Source organism: Streptomyces sp. RLA131, from assembly GCF_056270125.1.
Window position 1 is genome coordinate 2,409,351 of the sequence record NZ_JBWDOQ010000002.1, and the last position, 16,752, is coordinate 2,426,102.

Here is a 16,752-nt window from a genome sequence, read left to right on the forward strand (position 1 = left end):
CAGGTTCACCAAACCTGTCACTCAGCATGTCCATCACGCCCTACTCTGCCGTGCACGGGCACGGACAGATGTGCCGGGTGGGGACCAACAGGGCCGGGGGGCTCATGCGAAGACTGGTAACACTCACGGCTGTCACCGCGCTGGCGGCGGCATCCCTCACCGGCGCGGCGGCGGTGATCGGCACGGCGACGCCCGCGGCCGCGCTCACCTCCCCCGTGGCCTTCACCGCCGACGACCTGTCGACGTACCAGACCAACGGCATCGTCTGGTCGCTCGCCGAGGCCGGCGGCGTGGTCTTCGCCGGAGGCACCTTCTCGGCCGTCCGCCCGCCCGGCTCGGCCGCCGGCTCCGACGAGACCTCGGCGGTCAACTTCGCGGCCTTCGACGCCGCGACCGGCGCGCCGACCTCCTGCAAGCTGTCCTTCACCCGCGCCTCCGGCACCGCCACCGTGCGGGCGCTGACGGTCTCGCCGGACAAGAAGACGCTGTACGCGGGCGGTTACTTCACCTCGGCGGGCGGGGTCTCCGGGCTCAACGGCCTGGCCGCGATCGACGTCGCCACCTGCACGGTGAAGTCGTCGTTCACCCCGGCCTTCAACTCGACCGTGCGGGCCGTGGACGTGGCCCCCGACGGCACCGTCTACGTCGGCGGCGACTTCACCACCGCACGCGGCACCGCGCGGGCGAGGTTCGCCGCGCTCACCGCGGCCGGGGCACTGACCTCGTGGACGGCCGACGCCGACCTGTCGGGCCGGGCGATCCAGGTCACCCAGGACGGCAGCCAGGTGGTGCTGGGCGGTGACTTCACCACGGTGGACGGCCAGGACTCGCACGCCCTGGCGGTGGTCGACGCCTCGACCGCCGCGCTGACCCGGGCCTACCCGAGCGGCTTCGTCCCGGCCACCGCGGTGGTCAAGGACCTGGTCACCGACGGCTCCGGGGTCTTCGTGGCCGGCGAGGGCATGGGCGGGGCGTCCTTCGACGGGCGGCTCGCGCTGAACACCAGTGACTGGTCACAGCGCTGGCGCGACACCTGCCAGGGCGCCGACCAGGCGCTGGCGGTGTACCAGACGGTGCTGTACGCCGGGAACCACAACCACGACTGCTCCAGCATGGGCGAGTTCCCGAACGTGGAGCGCAAGCACTTCACCGCCGAGTCGGTCGACGACCCGACGCTGCTGCCCTGGTTCCCCGACACCAACGAGGGCACCGGCGAGCAGCTCGGCCCGCGTTCGCTGACGCTGTCCACGGCCGGCTCGGCCACCTATCTGTGGGCGTCCGGTGAGTTCACCACCGTCAACGGCGTCGCCCAGCAGAGCCTGACCCGCTTCGGCACCGACGTGGCCTCCAGCGACGCCCCGTCCACCCCGGTGGCCACGGCGGCCAGCGAGGGCCCCGGCTCGGTCACGGTGCGCTGGCAGTCCAGCGAGGACCTGGACGACGGCACCCTCACCTACAACGTCTACCGCAACGGCTCGGCCACGCCGGTCTACACCACGACCGGCTCCTCGCTGCCGTGGAAGCGCCCGCAGATCACCTTCACCGACACCTCGGTGACGGCCGGCACGACGTACTCGTACCGCGTCTCGGCGAGCGACGGCACCCACACCAGCGCCCTGTCCACCGCCCGCACCGCCACCCCGGCCACCGCGCGGAGCGCCTACGCCGACCAGGTGCGGGAGGACGGCGCGAACCTGTACTGGCGGTACGACGAGACCACCGGCGTGCTCGCCTCCGACAGCAGCGGCTCCGACGACAGCGGCGTGTACGTCAGCACCCCGACGTACGCCCAGACCGGCGCGGTGCCGGGTGCCAGTACGGCGCTCGGGCTCAACGGCACCTCGGAGTACGCCTACAGCGACAAGCTGCACGACTCGCCGGCCACCTACAGCGAGGAGGTCTGGATCAGGACCACGACCACCTCGGGCGGCCGGATCCTCGGCTTCGGCAGCAACATCGGCGCCGCCCAGAGCTACTTCAGCCGGCAGGCCGACAAGGCCGTCTACATGACCGACAGCGGCAGGCTCGCCTTCGGCACCGGCGGTGGCGGCGGCGGTCCGGGCGGCGGCGGTGGCGGCATCCGGACGGTCGTGGAGTCCCCGGCCTCGTACAACGACGGCGCCTGGCACCACGTGGTGGCCACCCAGGGCTCCGACGGGATCACCCTGTACGTCGACGGTGCCTCCGTGGGCCACAACGCGGCGCCCGCCTCGCTGAACTACCCCGGCTACTGGCGGGTCGGCGCGGACACCCTCACCGGCTGGACCGACAACCCCACCAGCCAGTTCTTCGCCGGCACCGTCGACGAGACCGCGATCTACCCGACCGCGCTCACCGCCGCCCAGGTCGCCGACCACTACGACCTGGCCACGGCCGTGGCGGACACCACGACCACGGTCACCGCGACCGACGACTCGTACGTCAACGCGGCGGCCACCACGACCAACTACGGCACCTCCACCTCCATGGCGGTGCGCGGCACCACGGCGTACGAGAGCTACCTGCGGTTCACCCTGCCCTCGGCGCCGGCCGGCCAGGTCCTCAAGAGCGCCGTACTGCAGGTCCGTACGAGCTCCACCTCCACGGCCGGCTCGGCGGACAGCTTCTCCGTCGTGCCGGTCACCGGGGCCTGGACGGAGAGCGGGGTGACCTGGGCGACCAGGCCCGCGCTGTCCTCGGCGGCGCTCGGCACGCTCTCCGGCGCGACGGACATCTCGACGTACTACACGGCGACGCTCGACGCCTCGCAGCTGAGCGCGTCGCTGGGCGGCAGCACCGGGCTGGCCGTGACCAGCACCGGGACGGACGCCCTGTGGCTCTGGTCGAGCGAGGTGTCGACGGCCGCGTACGCACCGCAGCTGGTCCTCACCTTCGGCAAGGCCTGATCCACCCGCATTCACCCGCACAGCGGGCGGCCCGGCCCCACGGCCGGGCCGCTCGCGCACAACGGCACACTGACCAAGCCCTTGGGGGGCAAGCACATGCACAGCTCAAGACCCTGGACGGCAGCCGCCTCGGCCATCGCCCTGGCCGCCGCGTCACTGGCCGGAGCCATCGCCTCCGCGCCGTCCGCGGCCGCACTGACCCCGCCGGTCGCCTTCACCGCAGACGACCTGTCCACCTACCAGACCAACGGCATCGTCTACGCCCTCGCCCAGGCGGGTGGCACGGTCTTCGCCGGCGGCACCTTCTCGGCGATCCGGCCGGCCGGTTCCGCCGCCGGTACCAACGAGACCCCGGCGGTCAACTTCGCGGCCTTCGACGCCGCCACCGGGGCCCCGACCGGCTGCTCGCTCTCCTTCACCGTGGGCGACGGCTCGGCCACCGTCCGGGCGCTGGCGGTCTCCCCCGACGGCAAGACCCTGTACGCGGGCGGCTACTTCGGCGCGGTCAACGGCGTCGGGGTCAACAGCATCGCCGCCATCGACATCGCGACCTGCACCCCCAGCACCACCTTCCACCCCGCGGTCAACGCCACCGTCCGGGCGCTGGCGGTCACCTCCGACACCGTCTACCTCGGCGGTGACTTCAGTACGGTGGCGGGCGCCTCCCGCGCCCACTTCGCCGCGCTCACCACCGCCGGCGCCGCCACCTCGTGGACCGCCGACACCGACGACACCGGCCGGGCCGTGGACATCACCCCGGACGGCGCCCATGTCGCCATCGGCGGTGACTTCTTCACCGTCAACGGCACCGCCTCGCACGCGCTGGCCATCACCGACGCGGGCACCGGCGCGGTCAGCAAGGCCTACCCCTCGGGCTACTTCTCGGCCACCTCGGTGGTCAAGGACATCACCAGCGACTCCACCGGTCTCTACACCGGCAACGAGGGCAGCGGCGGCGGCGTCTTCGACGGCCGCACCGCCTTCAACCTCGCGGACTTCAGCGAGCGCTGGCGGGACACCTGCCTGGGCGCCACCCAGGCGCTCCAGCTGTACCAGAACGTGCTGTACAGCGCCTCGCACGCGCACGACTGCTCCAGCATCGGCGAGTACCCCGACGGCCAGCGCCGCCACCTGCTCGCCGAGGGCGTCAACAGCTACACCAAGCTGCCCTGGTTCCCCGACACCAACGACGGCAACGGCGAGGGCATCGGCCCGCGCGCCCTGACCATCTCCACCTCGGGCAGCACCGACTACCTGTGGTTCGCCGGCGAGTTCACCACGGTCAACGGGGTCGCCCAGCAGAGCCTGGGCCGGGTCTCCAACGGCACCGACACCGGCGCGCCCACCGTCCCGCAGGTCAAGGCCGAGAGCATCACCCCCGGAGTGGTCAACCTCCGCTGGCGCTCCAGCTTCGACACCGACGACGGCACCCTGACCTACAAGGTCTACAAGAACGGCGGCACCACGCCCGTCTACACCACCACCGGGTACTCGCTGCCCTGGTCCCGGCCGCAGATCACCTGGACCGACCCCGACGTGACGGCGGGATCCACGTACTCGTACCGGATCACCGCGAGCGACGGCACCAACACCACCGCCAAGTCGGCCGCCGAGACCGTCACCGCGGCCACCACCGCCCAGGCCTACCCGGCCAAGGTCCTCGCCGACGGCGCCAACCTGTACTGGCGTTACGACGAGACCTCCGCCGCCGGTGCCTACGCCGCCGACACCTCGACCACCGGTGACAACGGCGTGCAGTGGAACTCCCCGACCCGGGCCGTCGCCGGCGCGGTCGCGGGCAGCACCGCGATCAGCTACAACGGCGCCGGCCAGTGGACGTACAGCGACAAGTCGCACCCGCGGCCGAGCGCCTACACGATCGAGACCTGGTTCAAGACCACGACCACCACCGGCGGCAAGCTCGTCGGCATGGGCAACCGGGTACAGCTGGCCAGCAGCTCCTCCGACAAGCAGATCTACATGGCCAACAACGGCCGGCTGTACTTCGGGGTCAACTCCAGCGGTCTCAAGACCGTCAACACCATCACCTCCTACAACGACGGCAACTGGCACCACGTCGTCGCCACCCAGGGCGGCGACGGCATGAAGCTCTACGTCGACGGCGCGCTGAAGGCCTCCAACTTCCTGGTCACCAGCAGCCAGAACTACACCGGCTACTGGCGGGTCGGCGGGGACGCCATGGGCACCTGGCCCAACCGCTCGACCAGTGACTACTTCACCGGGGCGATCGACGAGACCGCGATCTACCCGTCCGTCCTCACCGCGACGCAGGTCGCAGCGCACTACACCCTCGGGACCTCTGGATGATCCGCACCACCCGCAGCACCACCGCACGCCGCCGCGCCGCCGCCGTCCTTGTGACGGCGGCGGCCGCCGCCGTGCTGCTGACCTCGTGCAGCAGCGGCAGCGACTCCGACGGGGCCACCGCGGCCAAGGGCGGCTCGTCCCCGACGTCCGCCGCCTCCGCCCCGTCCGCCGGTTCCTCCTCATCGGCCACCCCCTCGGCGAAGAGCAAGGCGTCCGGCACCTCCTCCGCCGGTCCCAGGTCCGTCGTGCCCGATTCCCAGCTCACGCCCGCCACAGGGTCGTTCACCAAGAAGCAGAAGAAGTACCTGTCCGGCCGGGTGCCCAAGGGCAACGACCCCGCCGCGATCCTCCAGACCGGCCAGGAGACCTGCGACCGGATCGCCTCCGTCGCCAGGATCGACCGTGACGCCGTCGTCGGTGCCATCATCACCGGCGACATCGCGGGCGCGGCCGACGCCATCACGATCCTGTGCCCGAAGCAGAAGCCCGTCCTGGCCGACACGGTCGGCGGCCTCAGCGACGGTACGACCACCAAGCCCGCCGCCGGGCGCTACCGGGCACTGACGCCCACCAAGTCCTGCAACTGGCAGCTGGGCACGAAGTCGGGCACGAAGCACACCGTCACCATCGCCAAGGGGACGAAGACCTTCACCTCGACCGGCTGCTACGCCTGGATGCGGCTGTAGACCGACCGCAGCCCGTCCACCACCGCGTCGATGGAGAACGCCTCCCGCGCCAGCTTCCAGGCCGCCGCGGAGGCGGCCTCCGCCGCCCCGGCGTCCAGCAGTTCCAGGACCGCCGGGGCGATCCCCTCCGGCCCGGCGACAACCCGGCCGGCACAGGCGCGTTCGATGTCGCCGGCCAGCCCGTTGGAGCCGGTCACCACGGACGGCACTCCCAGCGAGAGGGCTTCGAGCACCGACATCGGGAAGGGCTCGTCGACCGAGGGCAGTACGTAGACATGGGCGCGGCGCAGCTCGTCCAGGACCTGGGCGCTGCTGAGGGTGCCGATGTACTCGACGGCGTCGGCGACACCGAGTTCGCGGGCCAGGCCGAGCGCCCCGGCCAGCGAGCCCTCGTCCGCCCCGGCCATCACGAACCGCGCGTCCGGGTGCCGGCGCAGCACCCCGGGGACGGCGGCGACGAAGTCCTCGGGCCGTTTGCGGGCCTGCATACGGGCGGCGTAGAGCACCCGCGGCGGCCCGTCCGGCGCGGGGCGGCGCGACTGCGGGGGGACGCCGTTGACGAGGTGCACCGCGTGCGTCAGGGGGGTGCCCGCCACGGCGTCCAGGTCGGTGCGTTCGTGCCGGGTGAGATGGAGGACGGCGTCGGCGCGGCGGAGCAGCCGGCGTACCGCGACCGCGTCCAGGACCTTGGCGAGCAGCCGGTCGCTGGGGTCGACCATGCCGTGGGTCTGGAGCACCAGGGGGCGCCGGGCCCGCAGCGCGGCCAGGGCCACGGGCAGCGTGACGAGGTCGCGGGCGAGGTGGACATGGACCACGTCGGCGTCCCTGACCAGGCGGCCCGCGCCGGCCAGCAGCCCCGGCGAGCTGATGCCGCTGAAGCCGACCGGGAGCAGCCGCCGGGCCTGGTGGAGCCGGGCCGGTACGCCCTCGACGTCGGTGGGCAGCGGTCCGTCGAACCCGTCCGCGAGCGCGACCAGCGTCACGTCGTCGCCCCGGTCGCGCAGGCCTCCGGCGAGGTTGAGGGCCACCCGTACCGGACCGCCGAAGGCGTTGCCCGTGCTGTGCAGCGTGACAACGTGCAGCACCTTCACCGCTGGGGCTCCTTCAGGGCGCGGCGGCCGCCGTCGGCGGTCTGCAGGGTCAGTTCGGGCAGATCGCGGGAGAGCACGCCGCCGGCCCCGACCACCGCGTGCCGTCCGACGGTCACCCCGGCCAGCACGGTGGCGCGGGCCGCGACCCAGGCGCCGTCCTCGACGACGATGGGGGCGTTGCGGTAGCGGAAGTCGGTGGCGCGGTGGTCATGGCTGCCGGCACAGAGGAAGGCCTCCTGGGAGAGGCAGACGTTGGCCCCGATGGTGACCGGTTCCAGGTTCAGCAGCCAGGCGCCCTCGCCGATCCAGGTGTTGTCCCCGACCCGCAGCTTCCACGGCCACAGCACCCGCACCCGGTGCCGGATCAGCACGCCCTCGCCGATGCTGGCGCCGAAGGCCCGCAGGATCGCGACCCGCAGCCGGGCCGGGCAGAACCAGGCCATGAAGACCGTGTTCATGACGGCGAACCACAGTGCCTGGGCCGCCTTCCCGCGCCCCTTGTCGTATCCCTCAAGCGTGAATGTCCGCAGATCCCGCACTCATTGCCCCCAAAGCCCCCACAATTTCGGGTCAGCGTATCCCGTTGGCACGGCCGCGCGAAGGTCGAACGAATAGACTGCGACCAAAGGCACAAGGGGGGCTTTCGTGGCACTGGCGACCGCAGCGCCGAACCGGCGGACCACCGCGCCCAAGACCTCCCCGCGGGCTCTGCTCTCCCGGGCCCTGGCCGTCCCGCTCGTCCTCGGTTTCACCCTGCTGCTGCCGGTCTACGTGGTCTTCCAGCCCGGCGACGGCCTGCGCGACCAGGCGTACTGGCTGCAGTTCGTGCTCACCTGCTACGCCGGTACGCGACTGTCCGGGATGATCCTCACCCGGCGCCGCAAGCTCCTCCAGGGCACCTTCTGGCTGTTCGTGTACATGGCCATGGGCATCGCCCCGCTCGCCCAGGCCGTCCTGGGCCGCACCCCGGCCCCCGTGGTCGGCTCGCGCTCCGACCTGTCCACGGCCATCGCCCTGGTGCTGCTGGGCTGTGTCGCCTTCGACGCCGGGGCGCTGGCGGTCCGGCCCAACCCGGCGCCCCTGCTCAGCCGGTCCCACCGGCCCGCCCGGGTCAACCGCCGGCGGCTGGTCCTGCTGGTGGCGTTGGCCTTCGCCGGCAGCGCGCTGCTCATCATGAAGCTGGGCGGCCCGGCCGTCTTCTTCAGCAGCCGGATGGAGATCATCGCGGCGGTCGACGACAGCGGGGTGGCCTCGGCCGGTTCCCAGGCCGGCTCCGCGACCCTGCGGGGCCTGGGCACCGTCCCGGCGCTGATCGCCCTGCTGGTCTTCACCCGCTGGCTCGTGACCTCCCGGCGCGCCCGCCGCCGCCCGCTGACCGTGCTGACCTGGCTGGCCCTGCTCGGGCTGAACGGGATCGTCAACAACCCGATCTCCAACCCCCGTTACTGGTTCCTGACAGTGCTGCTCGCGTTCCTGTTCTCCGCGTTCCCGCAGAGCCCCGCGATGTACCGGACCGCCCTGACCATGGGGGTGCTCGCGGCCGTCCTGATCTTCCCGTTCGCGGACCGCTTCCGGTACGACGACAAGAACTACAAGCCCGTCGAGACGACCTCGGTGCTCGAACCGCTGGTCCTCAAGGACTACGACCAGACGGCGATGTTCTCCAACACCATCACCTTCGTCGAGTCCGGGTACGGCCACACCTACGGCAAGCAGCTGGCCGGTTCGGTCTTCTTCTACGTCCCCCGCTCGCTGTGGAGCGACAAGCCGCTGGACACCGGCGTCATGATCGGTCAGTGGATGGGGCAGACCAACACCAATCTGTCCTCCCCGCTGTGGGCCGAACTCTGGATCGACTTCGGGCCGTTCGGCATGACCGCCGGCTTCCTCGGCCTGGGCTGGGTCGCCGCCCGCGCCGACCGCCGCTACGCCCAGCGCATCGCCCCCACCGGCCCCGGCCAGCCGCTCGGCGACCCCGGCAGCCTCTCCGCCGTCGCCATCCCGCTGGTCGCGGGGTACTCCTTCATCCTGCTGCGCGGGCCGCTGCTCCAGGCCTCGGGCCGGGTCGGCATCGCCGTGCTGTGCCTGGCGCTGATCACGACCTTCCGGTCGGAGCCGTCCCGGCTCATCCGCTGAGGCGCCCTCCGGTCGGAAGGCCGGTCAGGAGCTGCCCTCGGTCTCCAGCGCGCCGGGGCGTACGTACCCGGGGACGTCCTCGGTGCGGCGCAGCGAGTAGACCCGGGACCAGGAGGCGGTGGCCTTCATGGCCGAGCCGAGGCACAGGCCCCAGGCGGCACCGGGGGTGCCGGCGAGGCCGTAGCCGGCGTACATGAAGGCGACGGCGGCCACCGAGAAGACCAGCTGGATGGGGAGGGTGGCCCGGGGGGTGAGGATGCGCAGGGTCAGCAGACCGCAGATGCCCAGGGCCATGGCGGCGTACTGGGCGCCGGTGGCGGGCAGCAGCCGGGCGGCGGCGGGCCAGGTGTCGCCCAGCAGCTGGCGGCCGGCGGAGTCCGGCAGGACGTAGAGGACGAGCGCCCACGCGGCGGCGACGAGGGCGAGGACGGCGCCGACGACGGCGGTGGCGCGGGTGGTGCGGCGCAGGCTGCCGAGGCGGGTGAGCAGCGGCGGCCCGAAGGAGGTGGCGGAGTTGAACAGGACGTTGAGGGGGCCGAAGAGCGTGGTGGCGCCGCGCAGGGCGCCGACGGCCAGCGGGGTGGCGACCACGCCGAGGCCGAGGACGGCGAGCTGGCTGCTGGCGTTGCCGACCGCGAACTCCACCACGAAGCGGCGCCCGAGGTGCCCCCGTCGCAGATAGCGCCGCAGGTCGGCCCGTACGCCCGCGACCAGGCGGCGCAGCAGCACCGCCGACAGGGCCAGGGCCGGCAGGGCGGAGACGCCCCACACGGCGACCATGCGGGCGGCACCGGTGCCGTGCGGCTGGAGCATGAGCGCGGGCAGGACGGCGGCCAGCCGCAACGTGTCGGCGGCGAGGGCCAGCTGCGGCAGCCGGAGCACCGAGAAGCAGTAGCGCAGGGTGTCCTGGGTGAGGACGACGGGCAGCACGAGGCCCAGGGCGGCGAGCGCGGCGGGGGTCCGGCCGGGCAGGAATCCCGCGGCCAGGGCCAGCGTGAGCCCGGCCGCCGTGGAGGCCGCCGCGGTGAACAGGGCGGCCGAGCGGCAGGGAACGCGCAGGTCCTCGTCCCGGTGGAGGACGAGTTCCTGGCCGACGTACGCGCCGGCGGCGCCGAGCAGCACCGTGAAGACGACGTAGACCATCGCGAAGACGGCGAAGGACGTGGTGTCACTGTGCCGGGCGACGACGACCAGCACGGCGATGTTGGTGAGAGCGGCGACCCCCTGGTCCAGCACGGAGCAGACCACGGCGGTGCGGGCTCTCGGCGCCGTCACCGGGAGCCGGTCCCGGACCGGATGGTGTGCAGCGCGAGCGTCGTCTCGGGGGACGGCGCGGAGCCGTCCGGGGACTTCGCCGCACCGTCACCGGGCCGCCCGGCCGGTGGACCGGGCGGCGCCGGAACGGAGGAGGGGGCCGCCACGGCCGGCTGGCGCGCGGAGCGGCGCAGCAGCCGCTTGCGCGGGGTCTGGTGCAGTACGGAGCCGAGGACCGAGCCCCCGGCGCCGACGATGAGTTCGCGGATGCGGTCCAGGTCGGCGCGGTGCACCTCGCGGGGGTCGCAGACGACCAGGACGCCGTCGACGCGGTCGACCAGGGCGAGCGCGTCGGCGTAGGAGAGCACCGGCGGGGCCAGCACGATGACCGTCGAGTTGGGGGCGTCGGCCTCGGAGATGAGCCGGGTCACGGCCGTGGAGGTCAGGGAGCGGGCGACGTTGCGCACCCGGCGTCCGGGGACCAGGTCGAAGGTGCCGGACTCACCGGCGTCGACCGGGACCTGGAGGCCCGCGGGCCAGCCGCCCTCGCCGAGTTCGGCGGAGCGGGCCCAGCCCGGACGGGTGCCGTCGGCGGCGCGCAGCCGCGCGGACAGCCCCGGGGAGCGCAGGTCGGCCTCGATGAGCAGGGTCTCGATGCCGGTCTCGGCGAAGGACGCGGCGAGGTTGACGGCGGTCAGCGCGGCGGCCTCGCCGCTGCCGCGCGGGGCCACCACCAGCAGCCGCCGCCGGTCGGCGAAGTGCTTGTCGTAGGCGAGCCGGAAGGCGACGGAACGATACTCCTCGGCCAGCCGGGGGTCGGCGTGGTCGGCGGCGAGCAGCGGCCCGGGGCGGACCCTCGGCAGGGTGCCGAGGACGGGGGCCCGCAGGGCGCGCACCACGTCGCCCTCCGAGCGGGCCGCCGGGTCGAAGACCAGCCGGGTCCAGGCCGACAGCAGCCCCAGGGCCAGGCCGACCAGCGTGCCCAGGGCCAGCAGGATGGGGAGGCCGAGGCCTTCCGGGGCGGTCGGCGCGGTGGCGGTCTTGAGGACGTACCCGGGGGTGGTGTCGAGCGCCTTGAGCTGGCTGATGTCGCCGTTGAGCGAGGAGATCTGGGAGAGCAGGTTGGCCTCGGCGGCCAGCGCGGTGCTGCGGTCGGTGTCGTTCTGGATGGTCTCGATCTTGGCGAGCAGGTCCTGGCGCTCCTTGACCAGCGGAGTCACCTGCTTCTTGTAACCGGCGACCATGGTGGCGATCAGGGCCTTGGTCTGGGCCTGCCGGGTGCTCAGATAGGCGTCCTTGAAGGCGTTGGCGCCGCGCGCGGCCGCCTGCGGGGTGCCGGCGGTGAAGGCGAAGCGCAGGACGAGGGTGTTGGTGGGGTTGGTCACCTGGAGGTGGCTCTGCAGCTTGGCCACGGCCCGTGGGTCGTCCGAGGGGACGTCGAGGGCCTTGGCGGCCTTGGCCGCGATCTGGTTGCCGGCCGCGGACTGCCGCTCACTGCCGATGTTGATCTGCTTGTCGGCCGAGGCGCTGCCGGCGCCGAAGGGGTCGGCGGTGGCGCCCCGGACCTGCACCTCGGCGGTCGCCGAATAGCTGTCCTGGCCGGTCACGGCCAGCCAGGTGCCGCCGAGCAGCCCGAGGAGCGCTCCGGCCCCGATCATCGCGCGGTAGCGGAGCAGCTGCCTGAACTGGTCGCGCAGCAGGTCCGGTTCGTCGCTCTGCGACGCGGCGGCGCGGAGTTGTTCGCTCACGTACGTGCTGTCCCCTCATGGATTGCGTGATCCAGCGCTTCGGTCAGGAGCGCGTCGATACGGGCCAGGCCCGCTTCCTTGCTGAGGTGTGCGTCGACATAGGCCGGTCCCCGTGCGCCGAGCTCGTCGGCGGCCTCGGGGTCCTCGGCGAGGGCGTGTACCGCCTTGAGCAGCGCTCCCGGGTCCTCCGGCGGGACCAGGACGCCCGCGCCGGAGCGCAGCACTTCCTGGGCGGTGCCCCCCTCGACGGCGACGGAGGCGACGACGGGGCGGGCGGCGGCGAAGTAGGAGGTGAGTTTGGACGGGATGCTCATGTCCAGTACGGAGGCGCGCTGGGTGACGGCCAGCACGTCGGCGGCGGCGAGCACGTCCGGGAAGTCGGCGTCGTCGGCGGGCGGGAGGAAGTCGAGGTTGGGCAGCGCGCCCTCGCCTCCGGCGAGCCGGACGAGGTGGGCGCGCTGGTTGCCGTCGCCCATCAGCACCACGCGGACGGCCGGGTCCTGGCGGGCGGCCTCGACCAGGACCTCCAGGCCCTGCTTGAGCCCCATGTTGCCCGAGTGCAGGACGACGGTCTGGTCCTCGGGCCAGCCGAGCCGGGCCCGGGTCGCGGCCCGCGACCCGGAGGGGCGTTCCACGTGCGACCAGTTGGGGACCAGCCGGATCCGGCTGCGGTCCACCCCGAGGGCGGCCGCCTTGTCGATGAAGCTCTCGTGGATGACCCCGACCAGGGTGCCGCGCCGCAGCGCGTACGACTCGGCGGCGCCGGCGGCCGATGCCGCCCGGTCACCGCCGCGGATGCCGCTCTGTGCCGCCGCCGCGCCCATCAGGTCCTGCACGACGGGGACGTACGGCACCTTGTGGCGGCGGGCCAGCCGGGCGGCGACGATGCCCCCGGCGAGGCTGGGCATCTGTGCGAACACGGCGTCGGGCCGGGGTATGCGCGGTGGCGCGAGTAGCCCGTGGGCGAGCACGGAGGCCTCGAACAGCGCCCGGCGCACGGCCGTCTGCCGCGGCGGCACGGTGTGCCGTCTTCGGTGCACCCGCACCCCGGACCGGGTCTCCTCGGTCCGCCAGACGCCCCGGTAGGCGGGGTCGAGCTGCCAGGCGGGATAGTGCGGCATCCCGGCGAGCACATGCACCTCGGCCCCCAGGGCCGCCCAGTGTTCGGCGATCTGGGTGGCGTACGGGCCGATTCCCGCGTGCTCGGGCGCATAGTTGGTGGAGACCAGCAGCAGTCGGCGGCCGCGGAACATATCGAAGTCGGTCAACGGAACGACCCCTTCCCCCCAGAAGTGACCAGGCATTCACCTTAACCGTTCACCAGTGCAACACATCCCCTTCACGCTAAAGTCTGAGACTCGACAGCGTTGGGGAACGTTGTACGCCTGTGGGGGGATATGCACATGTCACATGTTGTGGGCTACGCGCCGGGAGTTTACGACCTCTTCCACGTGGGCCATCTCAACATCCTGCGGCACGCGCGCAGCCAGTGCGACTACCTGGTCGCCGGTGTCGTGTCCGACGAGATGGCCGCACTGGCCAAGGGCCGCACGCCCGTCGTGCCGTTGATCGAACGCCTGGAGATCGTACGGAGCTGCCGCTATGTCGACGCCGCCTTCGTCGAGACCGTACCGGACAAGCTGGAGACCTGGGAACAGGTCCGCTTCGACCTGATCTTCAAGGGCGACGACTGGCGGGGCACCGACAAGGGCGCGAAGCTCGAACGCGACTTCGCCACGGTCGGGGTGGAGGTCGTCTACTTCCCGTACACGGTCCACACGTCCAGCACCCAGCTGCGCCGGGCGCTGGACATCCTGGTCAGCGGACCGGATCCGGCCGAAGTGCGGTCAGCTCCCTGAACCACTTGGCGAGGAAGGCCACCAGGAACAGGGCGTGCACCGCGAAGAGCACGGTGTACCCGGCCCGGAAGGCGACCGGCGAGCCGAGCAGCAGGAAGACCAGGCAGAACACGCCGTGGTCGACGGGGAGCAGGGCCACCGCGCGCAGCGTCGAGGGCGGCGCGGCGGGCCCGGCGCCCGGACCGGCACCCGGCCCCGCGGCTGAACCGGCCGCGGCCGCCTGGCGCTTGAGCTGTTCGGTCAGCAGACCGGCGCAGAAGGTGACCACGGCGGCCAGCTGGAAGCCCAGCGGCAGCAGCAGCCAGCCGTCCGAGGGCAGATCGAAGAAGCGGTAGAAGGAGATCAGGACCGCGCTGTGGACGGCGACCATCTTGGCGCAGTCCACCACATGGTCCAGCCACTCCCCCGCCGGGCCGCCCCGGCCGGTGAGCCGGGCCAGCTGGCCGTCGGCCGAGTCGAAGGCGAAGCCCACCGCGAGGCCGAGGTAGACGGCGACGGCCAGCGTCCACGACGGCCGCGCCAGGGCGACGGCCGCCACGGACCCCAGACTGAAAGCGGCGCTGATCAAAGTGACCTGATTGGGCGTCAGCCCGACTCGGTACGCCCCGGCGGCGAGCACACGGCCCGCCGGCCGGTTGATGTGGCGCGAGTAGAGGGAGACCCCTTTCGCCGATTTCTGCGCATTTCGCAGCTGTCTCAGTGCACTCGATGACCCCATTGACCCCATTCGAACATCATGTCAGGTCACGTACGGGTCCACTGCTGGTTCGTTCCGCCGTTGCAGGTCCACAGGTCGAGCAGGGTGCCGTTGGCCGTGCCCGCGCCGACCGCGTCCAGACACAGGCCGGACACGTTGTTGGTGATCGTTCCGTTGGAGTTGACCGTCCACTTCTGGTTGGTGCCGCTGTTGCAGTCCCAGACGACGACCTTGGTGCCGTTGGACGTGCCGCTGTTGTACGCGTCGAGGCACTTGTTGCCGTAGACGACCAGCTCGCCGCGCGAGGTGGAGGTGAACGTCTGGTTCTGCCCGCCGGTGCAGTCCCACAGCTGGGCCTGGGCGCCGTTGGTGATGGTGTTCTGCCCGAAGTCGGCGCAGCGGGCCGAGCCGGTGCCCTTCAGCGCGGTGCCGTTGGTACCGGCCAGGTCCTGGACGTAGAGGCTGCTGGGGGCGGAGGAGAAGGTCAGCGTGTTACTGCCCTTGGCGAGGGAGAGCAGCACGGACACCGTGCCGTAGGTGGTGGCCGAGCCGGTGGGCGGCAGCGTGACGGTGGTGGCGTACTGGCCGTTGACCTGGAGGGTGGTGGTCCGCGCGGCGGCGGTGCCGTTGGCGTAGGTGATGTCGGCCAGCTTGACGCCGGCCGCGCCCGCGGTGGCCGTCACCGAGGTGGAGCCGGTCCAGGTGGTGCCGGCCGCCTCGGTGCCGGAGACGGTGAGCAGCACGCCCTCGCCGGCCGGCACGGTGGCGGTGTAACCGGTCGCGGACGAGCCGAGGTCGGACGCCGACCACACGTTCCGTACCGACGCCGAGGCGGTGGTGAGCCCCATGTCGGCCCAGCGGGCGGTGACCGAGGCCGCGGCCGACGTGCGGTTGAGCAGCAGGACCGCGCGCTTTCCGGTGCCGGACAGGACCTTGCTGTAGACCTGGAGTCCGGTGGTGTCCTCGGCGACCTTGACGCCCTGGAGGCCCCGGGGGTCCTGGTCGATGGCGAGGACCTCGGAGTTGCCCAGGATCGAGGCCGTGGTGGAGCTCATGGTGGCCAGGTTGTTGCCGGCCAGCAGCGGGGCTCCGCCGATCGCCCAAAGGCCCATATGGGTGCGGTTCTGGGCGGCGGTGAAGCCGCTCATGCCGACCATGAGCATGTCGGGGTCGTTGTAGTCGCCGGTGTGCTGGGCGGACGGGTGCAGGGACTTGTCGAAGTTGGCCAGCATATTGGCCGTCGACGGGCTGTTGCCCCAGAAGATGACGTCGGTGCTGGTCCGCCAGAGGTCCGCGGTGCCCGCGCCCCAGTTCCACGGGTTGCCGGTGCCCCACTCGCAGACCGACAGCACCATCGTCCGGCCGGTGACGGCGGTCGCGGCGGTGTTGGCGGCGCTGATCGCCTTGTACGTGGCCTCCTGGGCGAGTCCCTCGGCGTTGCCGCCGCACCAGTCGACCTTGACGTAGTCGAAGCCCCAGTTCTGGAAGTCCTCGAAGTCCTGCTGGTAGTGGCCCTCGCTGCCGGTGTTCGCGGCGGCGGGCTCGGTGGTCGGGTAGTAGTAGCCGCAGCCGTTCTTGCCGGCGTCGGTGTAGATGCCCGCCTTGAGTCCCTTGCTGTGGATGTACGAGGCGATGGCGGCCATCCCGCCGGGCCACTTCGTGGTGTCCACGGTGATGTCCCCGGCGCTGTCGCGGGTGCCCTCCCACCAGCCTTCGTCGATGTTGACGTACCGGTAGCCCTTGGCGGCCAGTCCGGAGGAGACCAGGGCGTCGGCCTGGGCCTTGATGGTGGCGTAGTCGATGGTGCTGGCGAAGCTGTTCCAGGACGCCCAGCCCAGCGGCGGCGGTGTGACGGCGACCTGGGCGGCGGCCACGTCGGCGGGCGCGGCGGCCGGCTGCCGGTCCTGGCGGGGGGCCGCCAGCAGCCCCAGGGCGGCCAGGGTGAGGGCTAACACCTGGACGGCGATACGCCAGGCGGTGGTACGGGTGCGGGTCATGCGGCTCTCCCGAGGCGGCTTGTTCGCAGAGTCGAACACTTTCCAACGGAATTCGTCACACATGACACGCA

Annotated in this window: 12 protein-coding genes; 5 read left to right on the top strand and 7 right to left on the bottom strand. The window is 72.2% G+C overall.

Annotated features, from left to right (window positions below):
• Window positions 1-104 precede the first annotated feature (104 nt).
• The 3 genes from RWE79_RS11905 (at window position 105) to RWE79_RS11915 (ending at window position 5,899) form a co-directional block, all read left to right on the top strand.
• On the top strand, window positions 105-2,885 hold the full coding sequence (locus RWE79_RS11905) for a CBM96 family carbohydrate-binding protein (RefSeq protein ID WP_475940028.1): 2,781 nt from the start codon (window positions 105-107) through the stop codon (window positions 2,883-2,885).
• Between the two features lie 96 nt (window positions 2,886-2,981).
• On the top strand, window positions 2,982-5,213 hold the full coding sequence (locus RWE79_RS11910) for a LamG domain-containing protein (RefSeq protein WP_475940029.1): 2,232 nt from the start codon (window positions 2,982-2,984) through the stop codon (window positions 5,211-5,213).
• Entirely contained in the window at window positions 5,210-5,899 is a 690-nt protein-coding gene (locus tag RWE79_RS11915) for a hypothetical protein (protein ID WP_475940030.1), read from the top strand. The genes RWE79_RS11910 and RWE79_RS11915 overlap by 4 nt, the downstream gene beginning before the upstream one ends.
• Here RWE79_RS11915 and RWE79_RS11920 read toward each other — a convergent pair.
• On the bottom strand, window positions 5,878-6,990 hold the full coding sequence (locus RWE79_RS11920; RefSeq protein ID WP_475940031.1) for a glycosyltransferase: 1,113 nt from the start codon (window positions 6,988-6,990) through the stop codon (window positions 5,878-5,880). The genes RWE79_RS11915 and RWE79_RS11920 overlap by 22 nt on opposite strands.
• The gene (locus RWE79_RS11925) at window positions 6,987-7,529 is read right to left on the bottom strand and encodes a WcaF family extracellular polysaccharide biosynthesis acetyltransferase (RefSeq protein ID WP_475940032.1); all 543 of its coding nucleotides are present in this window, start codon (window positions 7,527-7,529) and stop codon (window positions 6,987-6,989) included. The genes RWE79_RS11920 and RWE79_RS11925 overlap by 4 nt, the downstream gene beginning before the upstream one ends.
• A gap of 106 nt (window positions 7,530-7,635) precedes the next feature.
• On the opposite strand from RWE79_RS11925, the gene RWE79_RS11930 reads away from it, so the two are divergent.
• Complete coding sequence (locus tag RWE79_RS11930) at window positions 7,636-9,126, top strand: hypothetical protein (protein WP_475940033.1); 1,491 nt, start codon at window positions 7,636-7,638, stop codon at window positions 9,124-9,126.
• Between the two features lie 24 nt (window positions 9,127-9,150).
• Here the strand turns inward: RWE79_RS11930 and RWE79_RS11935 are convergent, their stop codons facing one another.
• From RWE79_RS11935 to RWE79_RS11945, 3 genes are read right to left on the bottom strand one after another with little or no spacing between them, the layout of a single operon-like run.
• Window positions 9,151-10,401, bottom strand: coding sequence for an MATE family efflux transporter (locus RWE79_RS11935; RefSeq protein ID WP_475940034.1), 1,251 nt, complete (start codon window positions 10,399-10,401; stop codon window positions 9,151-9,153).
• Window positions 10,398-12,128: a polysaccharide biosynthesis tyrosine autokinase gene (locus RWE79_RS11940; protein WP_475940035.1), complete on the bottom strand. Its 1,731-nt coding sequence runs from the start codon at window positions 12,126-12,128 to the stop codon at window positions 10,398-10,400. Before RWE79_RS11940 ends, RWE79_RS11935 begins: the two co-directional genes overlap by 4 nt.
• On the bottom strand, window positions 12,125-13,381 hold the full coding sequence (locus tag RWE79_RS11945) for a glycosyltransferase (protein ID WP_475945761.1): 1,257 nt from the start codon (window positions 13,379-13,381) through the stop codon (window positions 12,125-12,127). Before RWE79_RS11945 ends, RWE79_RS11940 begins: the two co-directional genes overlap by 4 nt.
• A gap of 150 nt (window positions 13,382-13,531) precedes the next feature.
• On the opposite strand from RWE79_RS11945, the gene RWE79_RS11950 reads away from it, so the two are divergent.
• Window positions 13,532-13,987: an FAD synthase family protein gene (locus RWE79_RS11950; protein WP_475940036.1), complete on the top strand. Its 456-nt coding sequence runs from the start codon at window positions 13,532-13,534 to the stop codon at window positions 13,985-13,987.
• Here RWE79_RS11950 and RWE79_RS11955 read toward each other — a convergent pair.
• Together RWE79_RS11955 and RWE79_RS11960 are read right to left on the bottom strand one after the other, a co-directional pair.
• Entirely contained in the window at window positions 13,947-14,714 is a 768-nt protein-coding gene (locus RWE79_RS11955; protein WP_475940037.1) for a CDP-alcohol phosphatidyltransferase family protein, read from the bottom strand. The two genes, RWE79_RS11950 and RWE79_RS11955, sit on opposite strands and share 41 nt — an antisense overlap.
• 17 nt (window positions 14,715-14,731) lie before the next feature.
• Window positions 14,732-16,681, bottom strand: coding sequence for a ricin-type beta-trefoil lectin domain protein (locus RWE79_RS11960; RefSeq protein ID WP_475940038.1), 1,950 nt, complete (start codon window positions 16,679-16,681; stop codon window positions 14,732-14,734).
• Between the last annotated feature and the right edge of the window lie 71 nt (window positions 16,682-16,752).